Source organism: Planobacterium oryzisoli, from assembly GCF_015354315.1.
In the GTDB taxonomy this organism is placed as follows: domain Bacteria; phylum Bacteroidota; class Bacteroidia; order Flavobacteriales; family Weeksellaceae; genus Planobacterium_A; species Planobacterium_A oryzisoli.
Genome location: NZ_JADKYY010000001.1, coordinates 186,604 through 207,954 on the forward strand (window position 1 = coordinate 186,604; position 21,351 = coordinate 207,954).

Genomic DNA, 21,351 nt, shown 5'->3' on the forward strand with positions numbered 1-21,351 from the left:
TACATTATGCTATGGTTTGTGCTTTTATAAGTGCCTGCTTCAGTGCACCGAGTTTATGATCTACTTCTTTTAATTCGTTGTGGGGAACGGAACTTGCAACAATCCCGGCACCAGCCTGGTAGCTCAGGGTGTAGTTCTTACTTAAAAGAGTACGAATCATTATTGCCATATTACAAGTCCCGTCCAGACCCATAAAGCCAATGGCTCCACCGTAGTATTGTCGTGCGGTGGGCTCAAAGCTGTCGATCAGTTCCATGGCTCTGCGTTTGGGCGCTCCCGAGAGCGTACCTTGAGGAAAGGTGCTTGCCAGTACCGCAAAAGCGTTTGCTTCAGGCTCCAGGTCACTCTGTACCTCACTTACCATGTGAATAACATGGGAGAACAAATGGATCTCCTTGAATTTCGTTACGGTGGTGTTCTTGCCCATTATGCTTAAATCATTGCGCGCTAAATCCACCAGCATCGTGTGCTCGGAATTTTCTTTAGGATCGTCTTTAAGCGCCCGGGCCAGGTCTAGGTCTTTTTCCGCATCGTGTGTGCGGGAGAATGTGCCTGCAATAGGATGAATGGTGGCCTTGTTGTTTTCAATAAGAAGCTGGCTCTCTGGGCTTGACCCCATTAAGCGGTAGTCTCCAAAATCAAAATAGAAAAGGTAAGGTGAAGGGTTGATATGACGAAGGGCTCGGTACACGTTGAAATCATCTCCCTCGAAGCCCTGGCTAAACTGCCGGGAGAGAACTATCTGAAAGACGTCCCCACGGAAAATATGCTTTTTAGCTGCTTCCACCAGACTGATAAATGCATCATTGGAGAGATTGGAGCGTTCCTCACCGCGCAACTTAAAGGGAAAAACAGGGGCGTTCTTTTCCTGGATCAACTGTTTGATGAAGTGGCTCTGGGAAACAAGGCCCGGAAGAGCGTTTTCCAGTAGGAACATCTCATCGTTATGGTGGTTGATTGCAATTACATATTGGTAGAGCCTAAATCGGACTAGTGGTAGTGCGTCTTTTTCCGCCTTGTCTGCAAACTTCAAACCCTGGAAATCTTGCACAGCATCGTAGGCGATGTACCCAAACAGTCCCTGCGCACGTTTTTCAATGGAGCCTTTCTTTGCTTCACTTGGGAAGCACTGCGTAAAGTGGTGTAACAGGGAAGTTATTTCACCTGGTGGCAGTTCCAGTTGCTCAGGCTCCTGTAGTGGGAACTTGATTTCTGCAAGGCCTTCCGTGGAGATTTCGACCCCTGCGATGGGATTAATGGCAATAAAGGAAAAATTATTCTGTGCGTTCTGGTTTCCGGCACTTTCTAAAAGTACCGTATCGCGAAATTTATCCCGTATGCGCAGATAAATGCCAATAGGAGTGTACAGGTCGCTAAGTAGCGATGTACTGTGGGTTTTGAGAGGGTATTTGGTAGTAAACATAAAAATTGGGGATTAAAAAAAGGACTTTGACACACGATGTCAAAGTCCTTTTCATTGTAACTGTAAACAAAAGATTAAACAATACAAGAATGCTTCAGACTCTGACCTGAGTTTGAATGCCACCACCATGTATTGTTTGTCATTGTTTTCACTGGGAGCAAATATAGAAATGTTTTTAAATTATACAAAAAAAAGTGGGCAGATTGTTTTTTCAAAATTTCCATTAGGGCAAAAAGTAATATTTAATCCCTAAATTTGCAGCTTGAAATTTAACGAAAAATGGCATTATCAGAACAGGAAATAATACGCAGAGAAAAACTACGCAAGCTCTCGGAACGAGGTATTGAGGCTTTTCCCGCTGCCGAATATAAAATTTCGCACTCTACCGAACAGATAGAAAAAGATTTTAAGGAAGGCAGTAAGGTAAAGATCGCGGGAAGGCTTATGTCGCGACGTATCCAAGGAAAGGCCAGTTTTGCCGAACTGCAGGATTCTACCGGGCGTATTCAACTTTATTTTAACCGGGATGAGATTTGTCCTGGAGAGGACAAGGAACTGTATAATGAAATCTATAAGCACCTTTTGGATATAGGTGATATTATCGGCGTTGAAGGTGAGCTCTTTATGACCCAAGTGGGGGAGCGTACCGTTAAGGTGGAGAATTTCACGCTTTTAGCCAAGGCCCTACGCCCACTGCCAAGTGCAAAGACGGATGAAAATGGAGTAGTGCACGATGCCTTCAGCGATCCGGAACTACGCTACCGCCAGCGTTATGTGGATCTTACGGTAAATCCTCAAGTAAAAGAGGTTTTCGTAAAGAGAACCAAACTATTCAATGCGATGCGCTCTTTCTTTAACGACGCTGGGTATTTTGAAGTGGAGACCCCTATACTTCAGTCCATTCCTGGGGGCGCAGCCGCCAGGCCTTTTATTACGCACCATAATGCATTAGATATTCCATTGTACTTACGAATTGCCAACGAACTGTATCTGAAGCGTTTGATAGTAGGTGGTTTTGACGGTGTCTACGAATTCTCCAAGAACTTCCGCAATGAGGGAATGGACCGCACACACAACCCGGAATTTACGGCAATGGAAATTTATGTGGCCTATAAGGACTACCATTGGATGATGGAATTCACCGAGCAATTGTTGGAATTCTGCGCACTACAGGTCAATGGAAGTACCGAGTCCCAGTTTCAGGAGCATACCATTAATTGGAAAGCGCCCTATCCACGCGTGTCTATGACCGAGGCCATTCAGCGCTTTACAGGTTTTGACATCACAGGCAAAACAGAGAAAGAACTTTATGATTTTGCAAAATCTATAGGGATAGAAGTGGATCAGAGCATGGGGAAAGGTAAACTCATCGATGAGATATTCGGAGAAAAATGTGAGGGCAATTTCATTCAGCCTACCTTCATTACCGACTACCCCGTGGAAATGTCTCCCCTTACCAAGAAACACAGGACCGAGCCGGGTCTTACAGAGCGTTTCGAATTAATGGTATGTGGAAAAGAAATTGCCAATGCGTACTCGGAGCTCAACGATCCGATCGACCAGCGTCAGCGTTTTGAAGCGCAGCTGCAGCTCTCCGAGCGCGGGGACGACGAGGCCATGTTTATCGATGAAGATTTCCTTCGTGCCCTGGAATACGGAATGCCACCGACCTCAGGACTTGGAATTGGTATGGACCGACTTATCATGTTCCTAACGAATAATCCCTCCATCCAGGAAGTACTCTTCTTTCCTCAAATGAAACCAGAGAAACAAGCATTGGCAGTGGAGCTAGGAGAGGACGAAAAGGTGATTCTAACGGTACTTGACTCCCAGGCGGAGCCTATGACCTTAGAAGAGGTTAAAGCCCAGGCACAACTCTCTGGGAAGAAATGGGACAAAGCCACAAAGGCTCTTAGTAAGAATGCCTTGATAAAGATTCAGAAAATTAACGACCAGTTGGTCATGGAAAAACTCTAACCCCAAAGGGTCCAATTGGAATAAGAAATTTCATGATATACCCACTGGAGTTAGGTGTAGGGTACTACCCGGAAAAGATGCGTCTTTTCCGGGTTTTTTATATACCGTGATTTGCACGTTAAAAGCAAGTGTAACATACTGAAATATAGTATATTGAAAGCGGGTATATTATGGCTTCGGAGCTTGGGTATCTTCGCTAGAAATAGCTGCTTTTAAATTTTCAAATTCCGTATTTTTTTACGATATTTGCTAGTCTTTGAAACGGGGCTTTACACTCCGTTTCTCTAATGTAAAGAAGCAGGGTTGTTCCCTTTAAAACACATTTTTAGTTATGAGCCAAAAGCAATATACAGCCAGTAGCATACAGGCACTTGAAGGAATTGAACACGTACGTATGCGCCCCTCCATGTACATTGGAGATGTGGGTACGAGAGGACTACACCATTTGGTGTATGAGGTAGTGGACAACTCCATTGATGAGGCACTTGCGGGGCACTGCGACCGTATTGAAGTTACAATACACGAAGGCAATGCTATTTCTGTCAAGGACAACGGACGAGGTATTCCTGTGGATCTGCACGAGAAAGAGCAGAAATCTGCTTTGGAGGTGGTGATGACCAAGATTGGTGCCGGAGGTAAGTTCGACAAGGATTCCTATAAAGTATCCGGTGGACTACACGGTGTGGGGGTATCCTGTGTGAACGCACTCTCAACTTCCCTAATAGCCACAGTGAAAAGGGACGGTGCTGTATACGAGCAGAAGTACTCCAAAGGAGCTGCATTAGCGGATGTGAAGCAAATCGGATCTACTGAGGAGCGCGGAACAGAAGTTTTCTTTCAGCCCGACGGCAGCATTTTCCAAGAACTTGAATACAATTACGATACGCTGGCAACGCGTCTACGCGAGCTTGCTTTCCTGAACAAGGGGATTACCATTACCCTTAAGGACGAGCGCCAAAGTGAGGAGGACGGTTCGTATAAGACGGAGCTGTTCCATTCGGAAGGAGGGCTTAAAGAATTTGTAGAATATATTGATGGAAATCGTGAAGCCATAATGGAAAACGTGATTTTCATGGAAGGGGAGCGCGACAATATTCCCGTGGAAGTGGCAATGCGCTACAATACTTCCTTCAATGAAAATTTGCATTCCTACGTTAATAATATAAATACCCACGAGGGAGGAACCCATTTGGCTGGGTTTAGAAGAGCCCTTACCCGTACCCTGAAGCGTTTTGCTGACGAGCTAGGAATTCCGGCAAAGGAGAAAGTAGAGGTGACTGGGGACGACTTCCGGGAGGGACTCACTGCGGTGATTTCGGTTAAAGTAATGGAACCTCAGTTCGAAGGCCAGACCAAGACCAAACTCGGTAACTCCGAAGTCTCTGGTGCGGTAGACAAGATTGTAGGCGAGATGCTTTCGAATTTCCTGGAAGAAAACCCTACGGAAGCCAAACAGATTGTCCAGAAAGTAGTTCTTGCGGCAAAGGCCCGTCAGGCGGCTAAGAAGGCCCGTGAGATGGTGCAGCGTAAGAGCCCAATGGGCGGGTCGGGCCTTCCGGGTAAACTGGCCGACTGTTCTTCGAAGGATCCTGCTATTTCCGAGATTTTCCTTGTGGAGGGGGACTCTGCTGGCGGAACTGCCAAGCAAGGGAGAGACCGCCACTTCCAAGCGATTTTACCGCTTCGTGGTAAGATCCTCAATGTAGAAAAATCGATGCTTCATAAAGTGTACGACAATGATGAGATAAAGAATATCTATACGGCTTTGGGGGTATCGGTAGGTACTGAGGAGGACAGCAAAGCGTTGAATTTAAATAAGCTTCGCTACCATAAGGTAGTTATTATGACCGATGCCGATGTCGATGGATCGCATATTTCCACCCTTATCCTAACCTTCTTCTTCCGTTATATGAAAGAGCTGATAGAGCACGGGTATGTATATATTGCCTCACCGCCACTTTATTTGGTAAAGAAAGGTAATAAAAAGTTTTATGCCTGGGACGAAAAGGACCGTGAGGACCGTACGAGAGAGCTTTCTGCCGATGGAAAAGGTGTGGAAGTACAACGATACAAAGGTCTTGGTGAAATGAATGCCGAGCAGCTTTGGGAGACTACGATGAATCCGGAAAGCCGCATTATGAAGCAAGTCACCATCGACAATGCAGGGGAAGCCGATAGGGTATTCTCCATGCTTATGGGAGACGAAGTACCTCCAAGGAGGGAATTCATTGAGAAAAATGCCAAATATGCGCGCATCGACGTTTAGTGGCGCACCAAACACTATAGGCCCTCCGAAAAAGGAGGGCTTTTTTGTGCGTAAGCTCCAAGAAAATTATTTGAATGTTTCGTACCTTTATCGGCTATGGTTCAGGCAGCGTTCATCATTAACCCTTTTTCGGCAGGCGGTAACTACCAGGGATTTATAAAGAAACTGGAAACTTTGTGGGAAAATCCACTTATCTATATTTCCGATTCGATACAAGGCACGGCTCGTTTTATCGAAGAGACCAAGGAAACGGTCCAGGTATACGTCGCCGTAGGAGGAGACGGTACCATCTCCACCGTCGCACGGCATTTAGTGCATACGGATAAGGTGCTGGCAATTTTTCCTGCGGGCAGCGGAAATGGTTTTTCCAATGAAACGAATTTTACTACCGACCTTAAAAGTCTGCTTTCCAGAATACAGGAATTCAAAACGCATAGAATGGATACCTTTACTGTCAATGGAAGGCTTTCAATCAATGTGTCGGGGGTAGGATTTGATGGAAGTGTGGTACGACGCTTCGAGCGAACCGAGCGCGGATTTATTAACTACATTAAGGTTGCGCTCAAGACATTCTTTGTTTATCGTCCCGTGCGAATCGAATTTCTGGATTCTAAATATTCCGATTGCAACGGCAAGTACCTAATGCTTAATCTGGCCAATACACGCCAGTTTGGAAACCATGCCTATATTGCGCCCCATGCCAATAGTACGGACGGGTTGGTGGATGTGGTACTTGTTAAGAAATTTCCCACATTCTATTCAGCGCTCTTTACCTACCGGATGTTTACCCGGACCTTGCGCCAGGACAAATACGTACGGTATCTCTCCGTCTCGAAAATTCGTTTTAAAGTCAATTCCAGTAAATGGCATATTGATGGGGAATACCAGTCCATCAAATCTCCGGTAGAGGTGGAGGTGCAACCTAAAAGTCTAAGGGTTTTAAGCTAATCTTTTGAAGCTTTTTTCTTATTGGTAAGCTATGGAGTCGTCCCCTCTGGGGTCAGCCACGCCGTGCACCTCTCCGGTTGGTCCAATCACGATGAGTTCTACTCTGCCAATTTGGCTGGTGCTCTTTAACGCATGTTGTTTGCTTTTCAGATCCTGTAGGAGTTCTAGGGAGAGACCCTCTTCGTACAGTATGCTGTCGGGAAGCCATTGGTGGTGGAATCTAGGTAGATGTAAGGCGCGTCCCGGATCTATTTTGAAATCCAGTAATGCCACCAATGTTTGGAATACCGAAGTAGGTATGGTCGTGCCTCCAGGAGTTCCAACAATAACCACAGGCTTGTTGTTTTTTACCACAATGGTGGGACTCATGGAGGAAAGCATCCGCTTTCCAGGCGCCACCGCATTGGCCTTTCCTCCTACCGCTCCAAACATATTAGGTACGCCGGGCTTTATGGAAAAATCGTCCATTTCGTTGTTGAGAAAAAAACCTGCGCCGTCCACCACAACCTTGCTTCCGTACAGACCATTAAGGGTAGTGGTAAGAGATACTGCATTACCCAAGGCGTCGTAGATGGAGATGTGGGTGGTCTCTGTACTCTCCTCTAGCGGCTGTACCACTTTCCCTACTGCTGCGCTAGGGGTGGCTACTGCACTATCAAACGATTTCCAGCGCTGAGTTAGGTACTGTTCACTGGTAAGAAGTGCACTGGGGTCTTTAATAAAGGCTGGATCTCCCATGTACTCGGCGCGGTCTGCAAATGCCCTGCGTTCTGCCTCCACGAGTGTATGCACCACACGGGGCGAATGGAACTGCATACCGTTAAAATCTTCTTTTGAAATATACGAAAGCATTTGGTGCAAAAGGATGCCGCCACTGGAAGGAAGAGGCATGGTGAGTACCTGATGGCCCCTATAGTGAAATTGCTGGACGTTTCGCCATAATGGTCGGTAGAGTGCAAGGTCCTGTAGCGAGAGTATACCTCCACCTCTTTGCATTTCTTTTGTGATGAGTTTTGCCGTAGTACCCGTATAAAATTCTTCTTTTCCGTTACGTGCGATACGCTCCAGGGTATTTGCAAGGTCCTTCTGAACTAAGATATCTCCTTCTACCCATGCCGTAGGTCGAACAAAAGCATTTGAAGAGGTGTTGAGTGCTGCGAATTCTTTCTGATGGGAATTTAAAAGGGCAGCTTCCCTAGCGGTAATAGCAAAGCCGTTTTTAGCCAGTTTAATGGCGGGTTGTATAAGTTGGTCCATTGAAAGCTGTGCTCTGGGGTGCAAAGCAAAAATACCTGCCACAGTCCCTGGAACTCCGACTGCCAAATGGCCATATTGAGAAAGATCGGTCTGGGCACGGCCGTTACTGTCAAGGTACATATCGGCGTGGGCTTTCCCCGGTGCAGTCTCACGAAAGTCCAGAGCCAAGTTTTCGCCCGATGCAGTACGTCCCACCATAAATCCGCCGCCACCGAGATTTCCAGCCTGTGGATATACTACAGCCAGGGCAAACTGTGTAGCTATCGCTGCATCGAATGCATTTCCTCCCTGACGTAATACTAGTGCTCCTGCCTCACTTGCCAGTGGATGAGCCGAAACCACCATGCCTCTGTTGTGTACGCGAAGTTCTTTAATAGTAGGATAGGGTACTACCTGTGCGGGGAGGGCAGTAGCGAAGAGAAGCAAGAATAAAAACAGGAATTTCATGGATATATTTTTGTCCAAATGTACACAATCCTTTTATTAAGCGGTCAAATTTGCTATTTTTGTGTCTATACGAATAAACTATTTATGGCTACAGAGAAAATCCTCATTACCGGGGCACTAGGTCAAATCGGAACCGAGTTAACCAACCGCTTGGTGGAAATACATGGACGTGAAAATGTGGTGGCTTCCGGTTTGGATCGGTACGATCAGAATCTAACCAGCGCAGGTTATTACGAACGTATGGACGTGACCAATACCCAATTAGTACGTCAAATAGTGAAAGACTACGAAATCACCACAGTGTACCACCTGGCATCACTGCTTTCAGGTACCTCAGAGAAGCAGCCCCTTTTTGCTTGGAAACTCAACGTGGAACCTCTTATTAATTTTTGTGAGATGGCACGCGAAGGTCTGCTTTCAAAAATATTCTGGCCAAGTTCAATTGCTGTATTTGGAAAAGGGATTCCAAAGGAAAACGTAGCGCAGGATGTAGTGCTTAATCCTACGACCGTCTACGGTATATCCAAATTGGCAGGCGAAAAATGGTGCGAGTACTACCACGACAAATACGGAGTGGATGTACGAAGTATACGGTATCCAGGCCTTATCTCCTATAAAACACCCCCAGGGGGAGGTACCACCGACTACGCCGTGGAAATTTTCTACAAAGCCATCGAAGAGAATTCCTATACGAGCTTCATAACGGAAGACACCTTCATGCCTATGCTTTATATGGAAGATGCCATTGAAGCCACACTGAAACTCATGCAAGCAGAGAAAGATGCATTGAGCGTACGCACTTCCTACAATCTCGGTGGAATGTCCTTTAGTCCCAAAGAGCTGGCTGCTGCTATTGAAAAGAAGCAGCCGGGATTTACCATTTCCTACCAGCCGGATTTTCGTCAGGCCATTGCAGATAGTTGGCCTGCCTCTATTGATGACTCCGTAGCACGTCAAGATTGGGGTTTAACGTATAAGTACGGACTGGAGGAAATGACAGAAGATATGCTGAAAAATCTAAAGGAAAAGCTTAAATAAATAGTTTAATTAATTAGTGTAATTTATTGTTTTACAAATATTTAATTGAACAATATTCAAGTATATTCTAACGGCCGGAGATACTCCGGCCGCTCTTTTTTATGGGGTTTTAAATTTAATGCCTTTTCGCTTTAAGCGCTGTTCCAAATAATTACTTTTTACCTCTAACGTATCGGGTAATTGGTAGTAGATACTGGTCTTGTCCTTTAGAGAAATTCGTAAGTAAAAAGGAACATTTTCATAGCTGTTGCCCAGCAACATCACTACAGAATCTTTCTCAAAATACGCCTCCTCAATCCGGTATGACGGCCCGAAGTATGCCAACCGGTGTTTGGTCTTCTCAGCAGTATCTACAAGAACTACTTCCTGATCGGCCTCAAAGGAGAGGCTCGAGTCTCTGGCAATACGCCACAGGTAACTGTCAATATCCAGATAAGAAGTACCAGATGAATTGTAGATCAGGGTAGAAGCATAAAGCGAATCGAATTCGGGTTCATACAGTACCGAACTACCCGTAGGAAGTAGTTGCAATGAGTCCTTACTTAACATCCTGAAATCTTCCAAGGCAAACGATGCACCTTCCTTGCTGTAGTAGGAGAGCCACTCATCTAGTGGTTTAGGTGCCTTCCTACTTTGTGATTCCATTCCTATGGAATCCGAGTCTCTGCGGGCCTGATCAAGGGAAGGCGTATTTTTCTCCTTAGAACATTGAATGAGCATCAATGAAGTTATTAATAGTAGGGCGGGAATTTTCATCCTTAAAATTAGCATTTTTGGCAGAAATTCATGGTGATGGGGAAGATAAAAGCTTCCATTTGAAAAAAACTATCTTTGCACAGGCTTTCAAAGGCCCTGTAACACCCACTCGTATGAAATTAACCTTTGCCGATTTTGAACTTCCCGAGCGTATACTAGACGTTCTTGCAGATCTTAACCTATTTGAGCCCACACCCATACAGGAAAAAAGTTTCCGTCCCATTCTCTCTGGAAGGGATATCATGGGCATTGCCCAGACCGGTACAGGAAAAACGCTGGCCTATCTTCTTCCAGTCCTTAAAGGATGGGCCTACAATAAAACAGGCAATCCCACCGTCCTTATCTTGGTACCTACCAGAGAGCTTGTAGTCCAGGTTACTCAGATATTAGAAAACCTCACGCAAAACCTCACGGCGCGCGTAATAGGTATCTATGGAGGAAAGAACATAAATACCCAAAAACTACTTTTCAATGAGGGTTGTGATATTTTGGTAGGCACTCCCGGTCGGGTGATGGATCTTGCCATCGACAATGCGATTTCTTTGAAGGAAGTCCAAAAACTCATCATAGATGAATTCGACGAGATGCTTAACTTGGGATTTAGACCGCAACTTACCCATATTTTTGAAATGATGCGCCCCAAGCGTCAGAATATACTGTTTTCCGCCACGATGACCGAAGCGGTCGATGCGATGCTGGAGGAGTATTTTGCCTCACCCGTGGAGATATCCCTTGCAAAATCCGGTACACCGCTGGAGAAAATCCACCAAAGTGCATACAGTGTAGTGAATTTTAATACCAAATTCAACCTCTTGCTTCATTTACTCAAGACCCAGGAGGAGCTTTCGAAAGTTCTTGTTTTCACGAACAATAAAAAGCATGCAGACCTTCTCTTCACTAAGATAGAGGAAGCACTTCCGGAACGTTTCGATGTAATCCACTCCAATAAATCGCAGAACTACCGACTTCGTGCCCTTGAGAAATTTGAAACTGAAGTAATCCGCGGTCTGATAACCACTGATATTATGGCGCGCGGTCTGGATATTTCCAATATAACCCACGTAATTAACTTTGAAATTCCGGAAGTTCCCGAGCAGTATATTCACCGTATAGGACGTACCGGACGGGCAGATAAGGACGGGAAAGCCATCAGCTTTGTGACTAAAAAGGAAGAACCTTTGCTCTTAGAAATTGAGGTGCTGATGAACAAGGAGGTAGCCATGGAGCCGTTACCTTCGGAAGTGAAAATCGATCCTAAAAAAATCGCCTCTGAAGAGGATGAGGTAAAGATGAAAAATGCCCATACGGTAAAAATTACCGAAGGAGGAGGGGCCTTTCATGAGAAGAAGGAAAAAAACCGTAAGATCAATTTGGGCGGCCCAAGTAAAAGGAAGGTGCCAAAATCCAAGCCAGGTGCCAACAGGGCGCAGGCAAAAGCCAAAAGCAAGGCCAAGCGAAAAAAATAGGATCAAACAGAAAAAAAGCCGGAAAATTCGTAGGATTTCCGGCTTTACTTTTTTTAAGTGTTAATAACTCATTGCGACGATCTTTTGTGCGTCCTCGGGAGTTAGTTTCCGGTATTCACCTTGTCCTTTCCATCCCCGAGCTTCAAAGGCGCTTTTTACTTTTTCTGCCGCGCCCTCAAAGTCCTTTGTGTACTCCGAGAGCCGGGTGTCAATACCCAGGCTGTGAAAGAAAGACTCCATCTTCTCTATGCCTTGTAGTGCGAGTGCTTCGGTATCGTCTCCAGAAAGGTCCCAAACCCGCTTGGCATACTGGGCAAGTTTATCCTTTTTGGTCTGCAAGTTATACCTGTAGTGGGAAGGGGCCACAATTGCAAGGGTGCGCGCATGGTCGATTCCAAACTGAGCAGTAAGCTCGTGTCCCATACCGTGTACGGCCCAGTCAGTAGGAACGCCTTTGCCAATAAGACCATTGAGTGCCATGGTACACGACCACATGAAATTGGATGCGGCGGTATAATCAAATTCTTTCGAAAGTAAGCTTGGTGCTATCTCTTGGAGGGTAAGTAGGATGCCTTCCGAGATGCGGTCCTGAAGCAGTGCGCCAGCGGGGTATGTCATATACTGTTCCAGTACATGGGTGTATGCATCCGCAATACCATTGGCGATCTGTCTCTGAGGAATAGAGCGTACCACTTCGGGATCCAGGATAGAGAAGACAGGAAAAAGGCCGGGTCCTCCGGAAGAGAGTTTTTCCTGGGTTTCACGTCGGGATATTACGTAGCCGGAATTCATCTCCGATCCCGTCGCCGGCAGGGTAAGTACGGAGGCGAAAGCAAGCGCCTGACCTTCGAACGTGCGTACAGGTTTGGTTAGGATTTCCCAAGGTTCCCCGTCGTAGTTAGCCGCTGCAGCCAGGAATTTTGTACCGTCTATTACCGATCCACCCCCTACAGCAAGAAGAAAATCGATATTTTCTTCTTTGATAAGATCTAGTGCTTGAAGTAGTATACTGTATTCGGGGTTGGCTGGAATGCCCCCAAATTCTACGACCTGGTGCCCTGAGAGTGCATCCAGGACCTTTTCGTATATACCATTGGATTTTATACTTCCGCCACCGTAAAGAAGTAGGATGCGTTTATCCTGTGGAATCTCAGTGGTTAATTTAGAAATAGTATCCTTTCCAAAATGAATTTTGGTAGGGTTTTTAAACTCAAAATTTAGCATTGTCTGATTTTTTATCAAAGTTAACAAACTTCTAAGACATGCCATTAGTCTACGTAGGATATCGTTGCCATTAGTACTTTCTATTAGAACTTCCTTAGCCCTTATGTATATACTATAACTATACTATAATCTATCGTCGCTTCATAGTTCTTTACGCAGTAGACACATTGCTTGCGAGCGCGGGCCATTACAATCAATGGTAAAATTGTGTATTTTTGCATTAATGGAAATAGAGCAGTTTCTTCAGCCCCTTTTCGAGCCTGAATTATTTGATCAAATACTTAAGGTGGGAAGGCTTCAAGAAGTAAAGGAGGGGCAGATCGTAATTTCTCCGGGGCAGCCTATTGTTTTTATGCCTATCGTTTTGGAGGGTACCCTTAAGGTGTCCATGGTTGAGGAAAACGGCAAAGAACTGCTTATGTATTATCTTAGCAGTACCGACAGTTGTGCCATGACGTTTACCTGTTGTATGCAGCAGCAAAAAAGTCAGATTCTTGCGCAGGCTGAGGAGGATTCCAAACTTTTGCTCATTCCAGTCGAACATATGGAAGAGTGGATGAAACAGTACAGCAGCTGGAGAAATTTCGTTATGTCTACAATGCAAAGCCGCTTCTATGAAGTACTACGTGCCCTGGACATGGTCGCTTTTAACAGTTTGGACATACGACTTTTGAATTATCTTAAAGAACGTTCAAAAACTACGGGAAAGACCGTTCTTACTATTTCGCACGAACAGATCGCTAATGATCTGGCGAGTTCACGCGTAGTGATTAGCCGGATGCTTAAAAAACTAGAAAACCAGGGAAGGGTTCTTCTCTATAGAAATCAGATTAAATTACTTAGTACGTTATAATTTAGCTATGGAACACAGCATTTGCCCCACCACGATAAGTCAGTTACCTGCTGGTACACTACTATTGGATGTGCGCGAAAAGTTTGAATACAATACCTACCGATCTAGCATTGAGGGACTTGAGAACATGCCGTTCAGTGAATTTGATCAGGCACTACCCAGCTTAGACAAAAGCCGCGCTATTGTACTTTTCTGTAATAACGGACTACGCAGTCAAACCGCAGCGCGCTTTATGCGGGAGCGGGGATTTGAAAACGTGCGGTATGTACGGGGTGGGCTTGTGAAGTGGCAGCAAAATGGTCTCGAAATGTTTGGCAGTCCGCCGGATGTGATCTCCCATTCCATGTCTTTAGATAAAGACTGTAGTAGCTAGCGGCCTGTGGCCGTTTTTTTTATGCCGGAGCGTATGTAACTTGAGTTACGCACCGGGGCAATTTGTCAAGGTAGATTTGCATCAAAATTATCTACCTTATGAATCGACCGCTATTTTCTTTACTACTGCTCTATGCTGCAGCATCTTTATCGGCACAGGATACTCTCTCTGTGGAACTAAAGCAACTGCGCGCTACGGCACAGAATAAAAACTTTGAACTTCTTCGTTCTCAGGCACAAGTCGGAGAGGCGCAGGCAGAACTCCTTAAAAGCCGTGCTGCCTATCTTCCCAATGTGGAAGTTTCCTACACAGGTACCCATACCAATAACCCTCTCATGGCTTTTGGTTCCAAATTAAATCAAGAACGGGTACAAATGGAAGATTTTAATCCTTCCAAGCTTAACAGCCCCGACGGCATCTTCAATTTTACCACCAAAGTAGAAGTGCAGCAGCCTTTATTTAACAAAGATGCGCTCTACCAAAAGAAGGCAGGCGAAATACGGGTAGAGGCTCTAAAAGACTACAGCACACGCAGCAGGCAGTATGTCGATCTTGAAGTACGAAATGCCTATATGCAGCTACAGATGAGCTATGCCATGGAGAAAGTTCTGCGGCAGGCCTATTCCACAGTTCTTGCTAACAAAGCTGTGGTGGCTAATTACTTTAAGAACGGTATGGTTCAAAAGACCGAGCTTCTGGAAATGGAAGTACGCCAAAGCGGGATTGAGTCCCAACTAAAAAGTGCCCAGGCGCAAGTGGAAAGTGCCTCAGACTACCTGTTCTTCGTTATGGGTGAGAATCCAAAGGGGCGTATTTTAAAACCTTCGGAAGAGCTGTCCCTTGACAACAAACTCATTGCTCCCACCACACTTCCCTTGGAGAGAAATGACATCACTTCACAGCAAAAAGCCCTTAGTTCCTTTGATTATATGATTAAAGCCTCGCAGGCTACACTTCTTCCCCGCATTAATGCCTTTGGAAGTTTTGAACTATACGACGACAAACCGTACCAATTTGATGCGAATGGCTATTTGGTCGGAGTACAAGTAAGCTGGAATGTGTTTGATGCTAAGAAGTCGCACGCACAGAGCCAGATACTGGCCGCCCAGAAATTCAGTAAGTCCTTAGAGTTAGAGCAGTATTTGGAAAAAAGCAGCATGGAGCTTCGCAAAGCCTACCGCCAGATTGACGAATCTATGGCCCGCGTAGAACTTGCAGAAAAGGCGCTGGAGCAAAGTGAGGAAGCCTACCGTATTCGCAAGAACAGATACGACCAGGGACTGGAAAAAGCAACCGATCTACTCGGCGCCGAAACGATGGTTTCTGAAAAACAACTTGCACTGGTAGAATCTACCTTTCATTATAACCGTGCCGTGGCACATCTTGACTTTTTACTTAACGAACCTATAACCCAATAAGCAATTAAACAATGAAATTTCACACATTATCATTAGCCCTACTGTTGGCTTCTTCCACACTTCTTTTTTCCTGTACTGAGGAGGAAAAAGTAACAGCACAGGAAAAACCCATTAAGGTCCGTTTACACAAGACCTCCTCTTCCGATCAAATAGGATTTGCCACCGCAAGTGGTAAATTAATCGCGAAGCAGTCGGTCAATATCTCCACCCGTATGATGGGTCACATTACGTACTTAAGGGCAGAAGTAGGGGACTACGTTCGTGCCGGTCAGAGCCTTGCTTCCATTTCTAGCGCTGACATTCAGGCTAAATCAGGTCAGGCTTCGGCGCAAATTGCTCAAGCTCAGGCCAGCTACAACCTAGCAGCAAAAGACTACCAGAGATTTAAAAATCTATACGAAAATCAAAGCGCTTCGCGTAAGGAGCTTGATGAGATGCAGGCGCGTTTTGAAATGGCAAAAGCAGGACTTCAGGCCGCCTCGATGATGAAAAACGAGGTTAATGCGAACAGTCGCTATCTTAATGTCACCTCGCCCATCTCGGGCGTGGTGACCGCCAAGTATGTCTCACAGGGAGACCTTGCCTCACCAGGAATGCCTATGCTGACGATAGAAAGCTCCGGCAATCTACAGGCTCAGGTGCTTCTTCCTGAAGGTGAGATCACACTAATCAAACCGGGTATGCCTGTGAAGGTCGAAGTGAAGTCCACCGGTACACAGGTAGGTGGTACTGTAGGTGAAGTGGGACTTTCTTCCACTAGTACCGGGGGACAGTATATGGTCAAGATTAATGTGGCCCAGAATAAAGACCTTCTGCCTGGCATGTACGTGAGTGCGGAATTTCCTTTCAAGCGTTCCTCTAAGACTACGCAGGATTTTCAAGAAACGGTGGTAGTTCCCAAAAGCGCTTTGGTAACGCAAGGCCAGCTTACCGGAATTTATACGGTAAGCAAGCAGAAAACGGCCGTACTGCGCTGGGTGCGCACCGGAGCAACCTTTGGGGAGCAAATAGAAATTCTTTCGGGTCTACGGCAAGGGGAGCCCTACGTAACGGGTAGTTCTTCCAGACTCTACAATGGCGCAAAAGTCACCTATTAATAACGGTATAAATACCATAGCAACGAAAAAAAACAACTAATTATGGATAAAGGTTTTGCAGGACGTATTGCGGAGTTTTTTATTAACTCCAAGCTAACGGTCCTACTAATGGCAGCCCTTCTCATTATAGGTCTTTACAGCTCCACGCTCATCCCTAGAGAAGAAGAGCCCCAGATCATAGTGCCTATGGCAGATGTCATGGTTGCCTACCCCGGAGCTTCCCCTTTGGAAGTAGAAAACAGAGTGGTCAAACCATTGGAAAAGGTGATCTCAAACATCAAAGGAGTAGAGCATGTACATGCCATGGCCATGAACGGAAGAGCGATGATTATTGTGCAGTTCTTGGTGGGTGAAGATACGGAACGCTCTTATGTAAAGCTGTACGATGAACTAATGAAGAACCGGATGGTTCTTCCTCAGGGGGTTTCCGAACCGTTGGTAAAGACACGCTCCATTGATGATGTACCGATGCTTTCCCTGACGCTTTGGAGTGATTCCTACGACCACTACCAACTTCGGCAAATGACCGAGGAGCTATCCTCGGAAGTGAAAAAAATCAAGGACGTATCCTTGACCCAGACCATTGGCGGTACACCGCGCGCCCTAGAAATAACGATTGATCGCGAAAAAATTGCAGAAGCGGGAATAGACCCACTTGGTGTGATGCAGATGATCAAAGCCAGTAATGCCAGTTCACAAAGCGGAAGTTTTGTAAGCAGCGACACGGAGTATTTACTCACGACCGGGAATTTTCTAAGCTCCAAAGAAGAAGTAGAGAACCTTGTGGTGGGAACCACCCAGAACATGCCGGTGTATTTACGGCAAGTGGCTACCATCAAAGACGGCGCCTCTGCACCTCTTAATTATGTAAGTCTTGGATTTGGTAAGGGTTCTGAAAAACTTCAAACCGCACCATCCCAGTATCCGGCAGTAACCCTGGCGGTATCAAAGGTGAAAGGTGCCGACGCCATGAAAATATCTGAAGAGATACTGGTAAAGGTAGAATCCTTAAAGAAAAACCTACTGCCGGACGAGGTACATGTGGAGGTTACCAGAAATTATGGTGAAACAGCCTCCGATAAAGTATCGGAACTGCTTCTGCACCTGGCAGTAGCTATTGTGGCAGTGACCTTTCTGGTGATGCTGGCCATGGGTTGGAGAGGGGCCCTTGTGGTATTCCTTTCCGTACCGCTTACCTTCGCGCTCACCCTGTTCAGTTACTATTTTCTGGGCTACACGCTCAACCGAATCACTTTGTTTGCACTAGTATTCGTAGTGGGGATAGTGGTGGACGACAGTATCATCATTGCTGAGAATATGCACCGGCATTTTCATATGAAAAAATTACCTTTCCATCAGGCAGCAATTTATGCTATTAATGAAGTGGGTAACCCTACCATTTTGGCCACATTTACCGTTATTGCTGCCATACTGCCTATGGCTTTTGTGTCCGGAATGATGGGTCCTTATATGTCTCCCATGCCGATAGGGGCTTCCATTGCGATGCTGCTTTCCCTCTTTATAGCCCTGACCATTACACCGTATTTGGGTTTCCATTTACTTAAAGTAAAGCAGGAGCAGGAGCATAAAGAGCAAGAGGGCCTTCAAACCGGATTTATCTACCGCTGGTATAAAAAGATCGAGCAGCCTTTACTGGAAAACAAGGTGAAGCGCTGGACTATTCTAGGTGTGACCGTGGCTTTGCTTCTCATTTCGGTATTTGCCTTCTTTGCACAGTGGGTTGCAGTAAAGATGCTTCCTTTTGATAACAAGAACGAGATCCAAATCGTTATTGACATGCCGGAGGGAACCTCACTGGAACGCACCGCAGTGGTGAGCTCCGAGATTGCACAGTATTTACGGGAGGTGCCTGAGGTCGATAATTTTCAGAACTATGTGGGATCGTCTGCACCTATAACCTTCAACGGGCTTGTACGCCACTACGACATGCGTGGAGCGAGCAATACCGCAGATATCCAGGTGAATCTTCTGGGTAAGTCAGAGCGCGACGCTCAGTCACACGACATTGCCAAGCGTATACGTCCTATAGTACAAAAAATAGGTAAACCCTACGGTGCCAATATCAAAGTGGTGGAAGTACCACCCGGGCCCCCTGTACTTTCCACCATTGTAGCAGAGGTGTATGGACCGGACTATCGGGAGCAGACACGTATCGCATCGGAACTTAAAAAAATACTAAGTACTACGCAGGACGTTGTGGATGTGGACTGGATGGTAGAGGACGCTCAGACGGAGTTTAAACTTGTTCCGGATACAGAAAAAAGCATGCTTAATGGTATTGCTCCGCAGCAAATTGTGGGCAACCTTACCTACCTTCTTTCTCAGGCCCCATTTTCCACCCTGTACGATCCCCGATCCAGTGAGTCGGTACCTATGGTTATGAAACTTTCCGATGCACAGAAATCCTCTATCGAGCAAATCAGTGCACTAAAGATTCCAACACCTCATGGAGGATCCGTACCGGTTAGTGATCTGGTGGATATCCAGCGTGGTACCCTAGAGCAGAGTATCTACAGAAAGGACCAAAAACGCGTGGTCTATGTCCTTGCCGATATGGCAGGAGAACTGGAAAGTCCGGCGTATGCCATTTTGGGAATGGAAGAGAAACTAAAGACGATCAAGGTGCCCAACGGCTACCGAATTGATGAGCTTTATCTGGGCCAACCCACCGATGAGAGTAACTATACCGTGAAATGGGACGGGGAGTGGCAGATTACCCTGGAAGTATTCCGTGATTTAGGAATTGCCTTCGCTGTGGTTATTATCATCATTTATATGCTCATTGTGGGATGGTTCCAAAACTTTAAAACCCCAGTGGTAATGATGGTTGCCATACCGCTGTCACTGGTTGGAATCGTACTGGGTCACTGGATGCTTGGGGCCTTTTTCACAGCTACGTCCTTCATTGGTATGATCGCCTTGGCAGGGGTTATGGTTCGTAACTCGGTTTTGCTTATTGACTTTATCGAAATCCGGCTCCAAGAAGGAGTGCCTTTGAAGCAGGCCATTATCGATGCCGGAGCCGTGCGTACCACACCGATCCTTCTCACCACTGGTGCCGTGGTAATAGGTGCCGTGATCATTCTTTTTGACCCTATATTTCAAGGGCTGGCCATCTCGCTAGTATTTGGAGCGATAGTCTCCACGGTACTCACTTTGGTACTTGTGCCTCTGATTTACTATATGACTGAGAAAAGCAAGTGGGAATCTACAAGTACAAATGCGCTGGAAGATTCTGAAAAGTCAAATTCTTAATTATTCTATCCGGGTCTGTAGTGGGCCCGGATTACTAAAAAAATCTACCATTATGAAAATTATCGTTCTAACAGCCATCAAAGAATTTGAGAGCCATACTAAAAAACTGCTTCGCAGTTCAGGAATTCTGGCCTATACATTAACCTCAGTAAGCGGATACAAAAACCTACAGGATTCTGCATCGGACCAAAATTGGTTCTCTGCAGGAGCCTTAGAGCAAGATTCCGTACTCTTTATGGTGTTTGCACTGGGGGACCAGGTTTCTCTGTTGATGCAGAAAGTGGAGCAGTTCAATGCAAGCCAACAATTTGAATCCCGCCTGCATCTGGCCGTACTACATGCCGAGGCGCATATTTAATAACTTATATATTTAAAAAAATTATGAAACAAAGAATTATCCGGGCCGTGGCCGGCTCCATGGTATTACTGAGTGTATCGCTAGGGTACTGGGTCAATGAAAATTGGTTTTTCCTTACCGCATTTGTAGGACTCAACCTTCTTCAATCCTCCCTTACCCGGTGGTGTCTTTTGGAGAGAATCCTGGGGAAAATGGGAATCTCCGATGAGAATGGGAGCTGCTCCAGTTGCTAAGACCATAACGTAGCCTATTAACCTATTAGACTCCGTTTCCACTTTGTGGGAACGGAGCTTTTTTGGAAATATACTAACACAAGTAGAGCGTAACTTTCGGGACTGAAGATAGGTTAAGGCTCCCTATTCAAAGCTGCGCGAGGGATCTAGGCCCCCGTAGCTATAGGAGGGAGCTGGCTTTAGGAATCGTTTCGGATCAAAATTTAAAGTACCCGAGTGCAAGACTCCAAAAAAGAGTGGAACTAATATTTGGCGGATAAATCTATGGCACAATGCCTTAAAGCACAGAAAAAATCCGCTACCTAAATAAGGAAGCGGACCCAATGTAGAAGCAGAAATTGTATTATTCTCTTAGCAGCTGCTCTACCTTACTGTAGAAAGAACTTTTGCTGTAATCTCCCGCTCCGGTATGACGCATACGTATAGTTCCCTCCTTATCCAGAAGTAGTGTGGTAGGCAGCGCACCTTCAAACAGCTCGGAAGGTATATCGCCCCCCGGAAGTACAAAGGGAACACTAAGATGCTCTTTTTCCAGATAGGCTTTACCTAGCGCTGGATCCTGGTCCATATTGACCGTTAGAAACACCAAATTCTCTTCTTCCTTATATTTTGAGTAGAATTTCTCGATGGAAGGAAATTCGGCTCTACACGGTGGACACCAGGAAGCCCAAAAATTAATGAACACCACTTTACCTTGAAGTTCCCCAAGGGTATAGTTTTTCCCTTGGCCATCCGTAAAGGCCACCGAGGAAAAATCTGCGGCCGGGAATTCTCCTTTTTCCTTTAAGGAAGCATTCATAATACCCGTGGATGCAACCTGGCGGATGAACCAGGACTTGGCCTGCGGTACGAACAGTATAGTAAGGGCAAATGCGCCAAAGAGTATATTGGTTATATTTTTACGAATCCAGCTTTTACTCTTGTTGTTTTTCTCGTGCATT

17 protein-coding genes are annotated in these 21,351 nt (G+C 45.7%); 12 read left to right on the forward strand and 5 right to left on the reverse strand.

What is annotated here, in order from left to right:
- Positions 1 to 4 precede the first annotated feature (4 nt).
- Positions 5 to 1,423 carry an anthranilate synthase component I family protein gene (locus tag IC612_RS00870; protein ID WP_194738277.1) on the reverse strand — a complete coding sequence of 473 codons (1,419 nt, stop codon included), beginning with the start codon at positions 1,421 to 1,423 and terminating at the stop codon, positions 5 to 7.
- 279 nt (positions 1,424 to 1,702) lie between these two features.
- On the opposite strand from IC612_RS00870, the gene lysS reads away from it, so the two are divergent.
- The 3 genes from lysS (at position 1,703) to IC612_RS00885 (ending at position 6,614) form a co-directional block, all read left to right on the forward strand.
- Positions 1,703 to 3,400 carry a lysine--tRNA ligase gene (gene lysS, locus IC612_RS00875; protein ID WP_194738278.1) on the forward strand — a complete coding sequence of 566 codons (1,698 nt, stop codon included), beginning with the start codon at positions 1,703 to 1,705 and terminating at the stop codon, positions 3,398 to 3,400.
- A 331-nt stretch (positions 3,401 to 3,731) separates the two neighbouring features.
- Positions 3,732 to 5,666, forward strand: coding sequence for a DNA topoisomerase (ATP-hydrolyzing) subunit B (gyrB, locus tag IC612_RS00880; protein WP_194738279.1), 1,935 nt, complete (start codon positions 3,732 to 3,734; stop codon positions 5,664 to 5,666).
- A 96-nt stretch (positions 5,667 to 5,762) separates the two neighbouring features.
- The gene (locus tag IC612_RS00885; RefSeq protein ID WP_194738280.1) at positions 5,763 to 6,614 is read left to right on the forward strand and encodes a diacylglycerol/lipid kinase family protein; all 852 of its coding nucleotides are present in this window, start codon (positions 5,763 to 5,765) and stop codon (positions 6,612 to 6,614) included.
- A gap of 18 nt (positions 6,615 to 6,632) precedes the next feature.
- On the opposite strand, the gene ggt is transcribed toward IC612_RS00885, so the two are convergent.
- Positions 6,633 to 8,318 (reverse strand): gamma-glutamyltransferase, encoded by a 1,686-nt coding sequence (gene ggt, locus IC612_RS00890; RefSeq protein WP_194738281.1) that lies wholly within the window; start codon positions 8,316 to 8,318, stop codon positions 6,633 to 6,635.
- An 84-nt stretch (positions 8,319 to 8,402) separates the two neighbouring features.
- On the opposite strand from ggt, the gene IC612_RS00895 reads away from it, so the two are divergent.
- Positions 8,403 to 9,356 (forward strand): NAD-dependent epimerase/dehydratase family protein, encoded by a 954-nt coding sequence (locus IC612_RS00895; RefSeq protein ID WP_194738282.1) that lies wholly within the window; start codon positions 8,403 to 8,405, stop codon positions 9,354 to 9,356.
- Between the two features lie 99 nt (positions 9,357 to 9,455).
- Here the strand turns inward: IC612_RS00895 and IC612_RS00900 are convergent, their stop codons facing one another.
- A complete protein-coding gene (locus IC612_RS00900; protein ID WP_194738283.1) occupies positions 9,456 to 10,112 on the reverse strand; it encodes a hypothetical protein in 657 nt (218 codons plus the stop codon).
- Between the two features lie 113 nt (positions 10,113 to 10,225).
- On the opposite strand from IC612_RS00900, the gene IC612_RS00905 reads away from it, so the two are divergent.
- On the forward strand, positions 10,226 to 11,578 hold the full coding sequence (locus tag IC612_RS00905) for a DEAD/DEAH box helicase (RefSeq protein ID WP_194738284.1): 1,353 nt from the start codon (positions 10,226 to 10,228) through the stop codon (positions 11,576 to 11,578).
- A gap of 60 nt (positions 11,579 to 11,638) precedes the next feature.
- Here IC612_RS00905 and IC612_RS00910 read toward each other — a convergent pair whose 3' ends face one another.
- The gene (locus IC612_RS00910; protein ID WP_194738285.1) at positions 11,639 to 12,802 is read right to left on the reverse strand and encodes an iron-containing alcohol dehydrogenase; all 1,164 of its coding nucleotides are present in this window, start codon (positions 12,800 to 12,802) and stop codon (positions 11,639 to 11,641) included.
- Between the two features lie 223 nt (positions 12,803 to 13,025).
- Here IC612_RS00910 and IC612_RS00915 point away from each other — a divergent pair, with 223 nt between their 5' ends.
- From IC612_RS00915 to IC612_RS00945, 7 genes are all read left to right on the forward strand, one after another.
- Positions 13,026 to 13,655 (forward strand): Crp/Fnr family transcriptional regulator, encoded by a 630-nt coding sequence (locus IC612_RS00915; protein ID WP_194738286.1) that lies wholly within the window; start codon positions 13,026 to 13,028, stop codon positions 13,653 to 13,655.
- A 7-nt stretch (positions 13,656 to 13,662) separates the two neighbouring features.
- On the forward strand, positions 13,663 to 14,028 hold the full coding sequence (locus IC612_RS00920) for a rhodanese-like domain-containing protein (RefSeq protein WP_194738287.1): 366 nt from the start codon (positions 13,663 to 13,665) through the stop codon (positions 14,026 to 14,028).
- Positions 14,029 to 14,126: 98 nt separating this feature from the next.
- Entirely contained in the window at positions 14,127 to 15,446 is a 1,320-nt protein-coding gene (locus tag IC612_RS00925; RefSeq protein WP_194738288.1) for a TolC family protein, read from the forward strand.
- Between the two features lie 11 nt (positions 15,447 to 15,457).
- Complete coding sequence (locus IC612_RS00930) at positions 15,458 to 16,543, forward strand: efflux RND transporter periplasmic adaptor subunit (RefSeq protein ID WP_194738289.1); 1,086 nt, start codon at positions 15,458 to 15,460, stop codon at positions 16,541 to 16,543.
- Between the two features lie 42 nt (positions 16,544 to 16,585).
- On the forward strand, positions 16,586 to 19,819 hold the full coding sequence (locus IC612_RS00935) for an efflux RND transporter permease subunit (protein ID WP_194738290.1): 3,234 nt from the start codon (positions 16,586 to 16,588) through the stop codon (positions 19,817 to 19,819).
- 52 nt (positions 19,820 to 19,871) lie between these two features.
- Entirely contained in the window at positions 19,872 to 20,177 is a 306-nt protein-coding gene (locus IC612_RS00940; protein ID WP_194738291.1) for a hypothetical protein, read from the forward strand.
- A 23-nt stretch (positions 20,178 to 20,200) separates the two neighbouring features.
- Complete coding sequence (locus tag IC612_RS00945) at positions 20,201 to 20,410, forward strand: YgaP family membrane protein (protein WP_194738292.1); 210 nt, start codon at positions 20,201 to 20,203, stop codon at positions 20,408 to 20,410.
- A gap of 343 nt (positions 20,411 to 20,753) precedes the next feature.
- On the opposite strand, the gene IC612_RS00950 is transcribed toward IC612_RS00945, so the two are convergent.
- Positions 20,754 to 21,350 carry a TlpA family protein disulfide reductase gene (locus tag IC612_RS00950; protein WP_194738293.1) on the reverse strand — a complete coding sequence of 199 codons (597 nt, stop codon included), beginning with the start codon at positions 21,348 to 21,350 and terminating at the stop codon, positions 20,754 to 20,756.
- Position 21,351: the final 1 nt, after the last annotated feature.

Bases quoted from the DNA above. Each gene is read 5' to 3' on its own strand.
- IC612_RS00900 (WP_194738283.1), bottom strand. From the start codon at position 10,112: ATGAAAATTCCCGCCCTACTATTAATAACTTCATTGATGCTCATTCAA.
- IC612_RS00930 (WP_194738289.1), top strand. From the start codon at position 15,458: ATGAAATTTCACACATTATCATTAGCCCTACTGTTGGCTTCTTCCACA.
- IC612_RS00920 (WP_194738287.1), top strand. From the start codon at position 13,663: ATGGAACACAGCATTTGCCCCACCACGATAAGTCAGTTACCTGCTGGT.
- IC612_RS00885 (WP_194738280.1), top strand. From the start codon at position 5,763: ATGGTTCAGGCAGCGTTCATCATTAACCCTTTTTCGGCAGGCGGTAAC.
- IC612_RS00925 (WP_194738288.1), top strand. From the start codon at position 14,127: ATGAATCGACCGCTATTTTCTTTACTACTGCTCTATGCTGCAGCATCT.
- IC612_RS00910 (WP_194738285.1), bottom strand. From the start codon at position 12,802: ATGCTAAATTTTGAGTTTAAAAACCCTACCAAAATTCATTTTGGAAAG.
- ggt (WP_194738281.1), bottom strand. From the start codon at position 8,318: ATGAAATTCCTGTTTTTATTCTTGCTTCTCTTCGCTACTGCCCTCCCC.
- gyrB (WP_194738279.1), top strand. From the start codon at position 3,732: ATGAGCCAAAAGCAATATACAGCCAGTAGCATACAGGCACTTGAAGGA.
- IC612_RS00950 (WP_194738293.1), bottom strand. From the start codon at position 21,350: ATGCACGAGAAAAACAACAAGAGTAAAAGCTGGATTCGTAAAAATATA.
- IC612_RS00870 (WP_194738277.1), bottom strand. From the start codon at position 1,423: ATGTTTACTACCAAATACCCTCTCAAAACCCACAGTACATCGCTACTT.
- IC612_RS00905 (WP_194738284.1), top strand. From the start codon at position 10,226: ATGAAATTAACCTTTGCCGATTTTGAACTTCCCGAGCGTATACTAGAC.
- lysS (WP_194738278.1), top strand. From the start codon at position 1,703: ATGGCATTATCAGAACAGGAAATAATACGCAGAGAAAAACTACGCAAG.
- IC612_RS00895 (WP_194738282.1), top strand. From the start codon at position 8,403: ATGGCTACAGAGAAAATCCTCATTACCGGGGCACTAGGTCAAATCGGA.
- IC612_RS00940 (WP_194738291.1), top strand. From the start codon at position 19,872: ATGAAAATTATCGTTCTAACAGCCATCAAAGAATTTGAGAGCCATACT.
- IC612_RS00915 (WP_194738286.1), top strand. From the start codon at position 13,026: ATGGAAATAGAGCAGTTTCTTCAGCCCCTTTTCGAGCCTGAATTATTT.
- IC612_RS00935 (WP_194738290.1), top strand. From the start codon at position 16,586: ATGGATAAAGGTTTTGCAGGACGTATTGCGGAGTTTTTTATTAACTCC.
- IC612_RS00945 (WP_194738292.1), top strand. From the start codon at position 20,201: ATGAAACAAAGAATTATCCGGGCCGTGGCCGGCTCCATGGTATTACTG.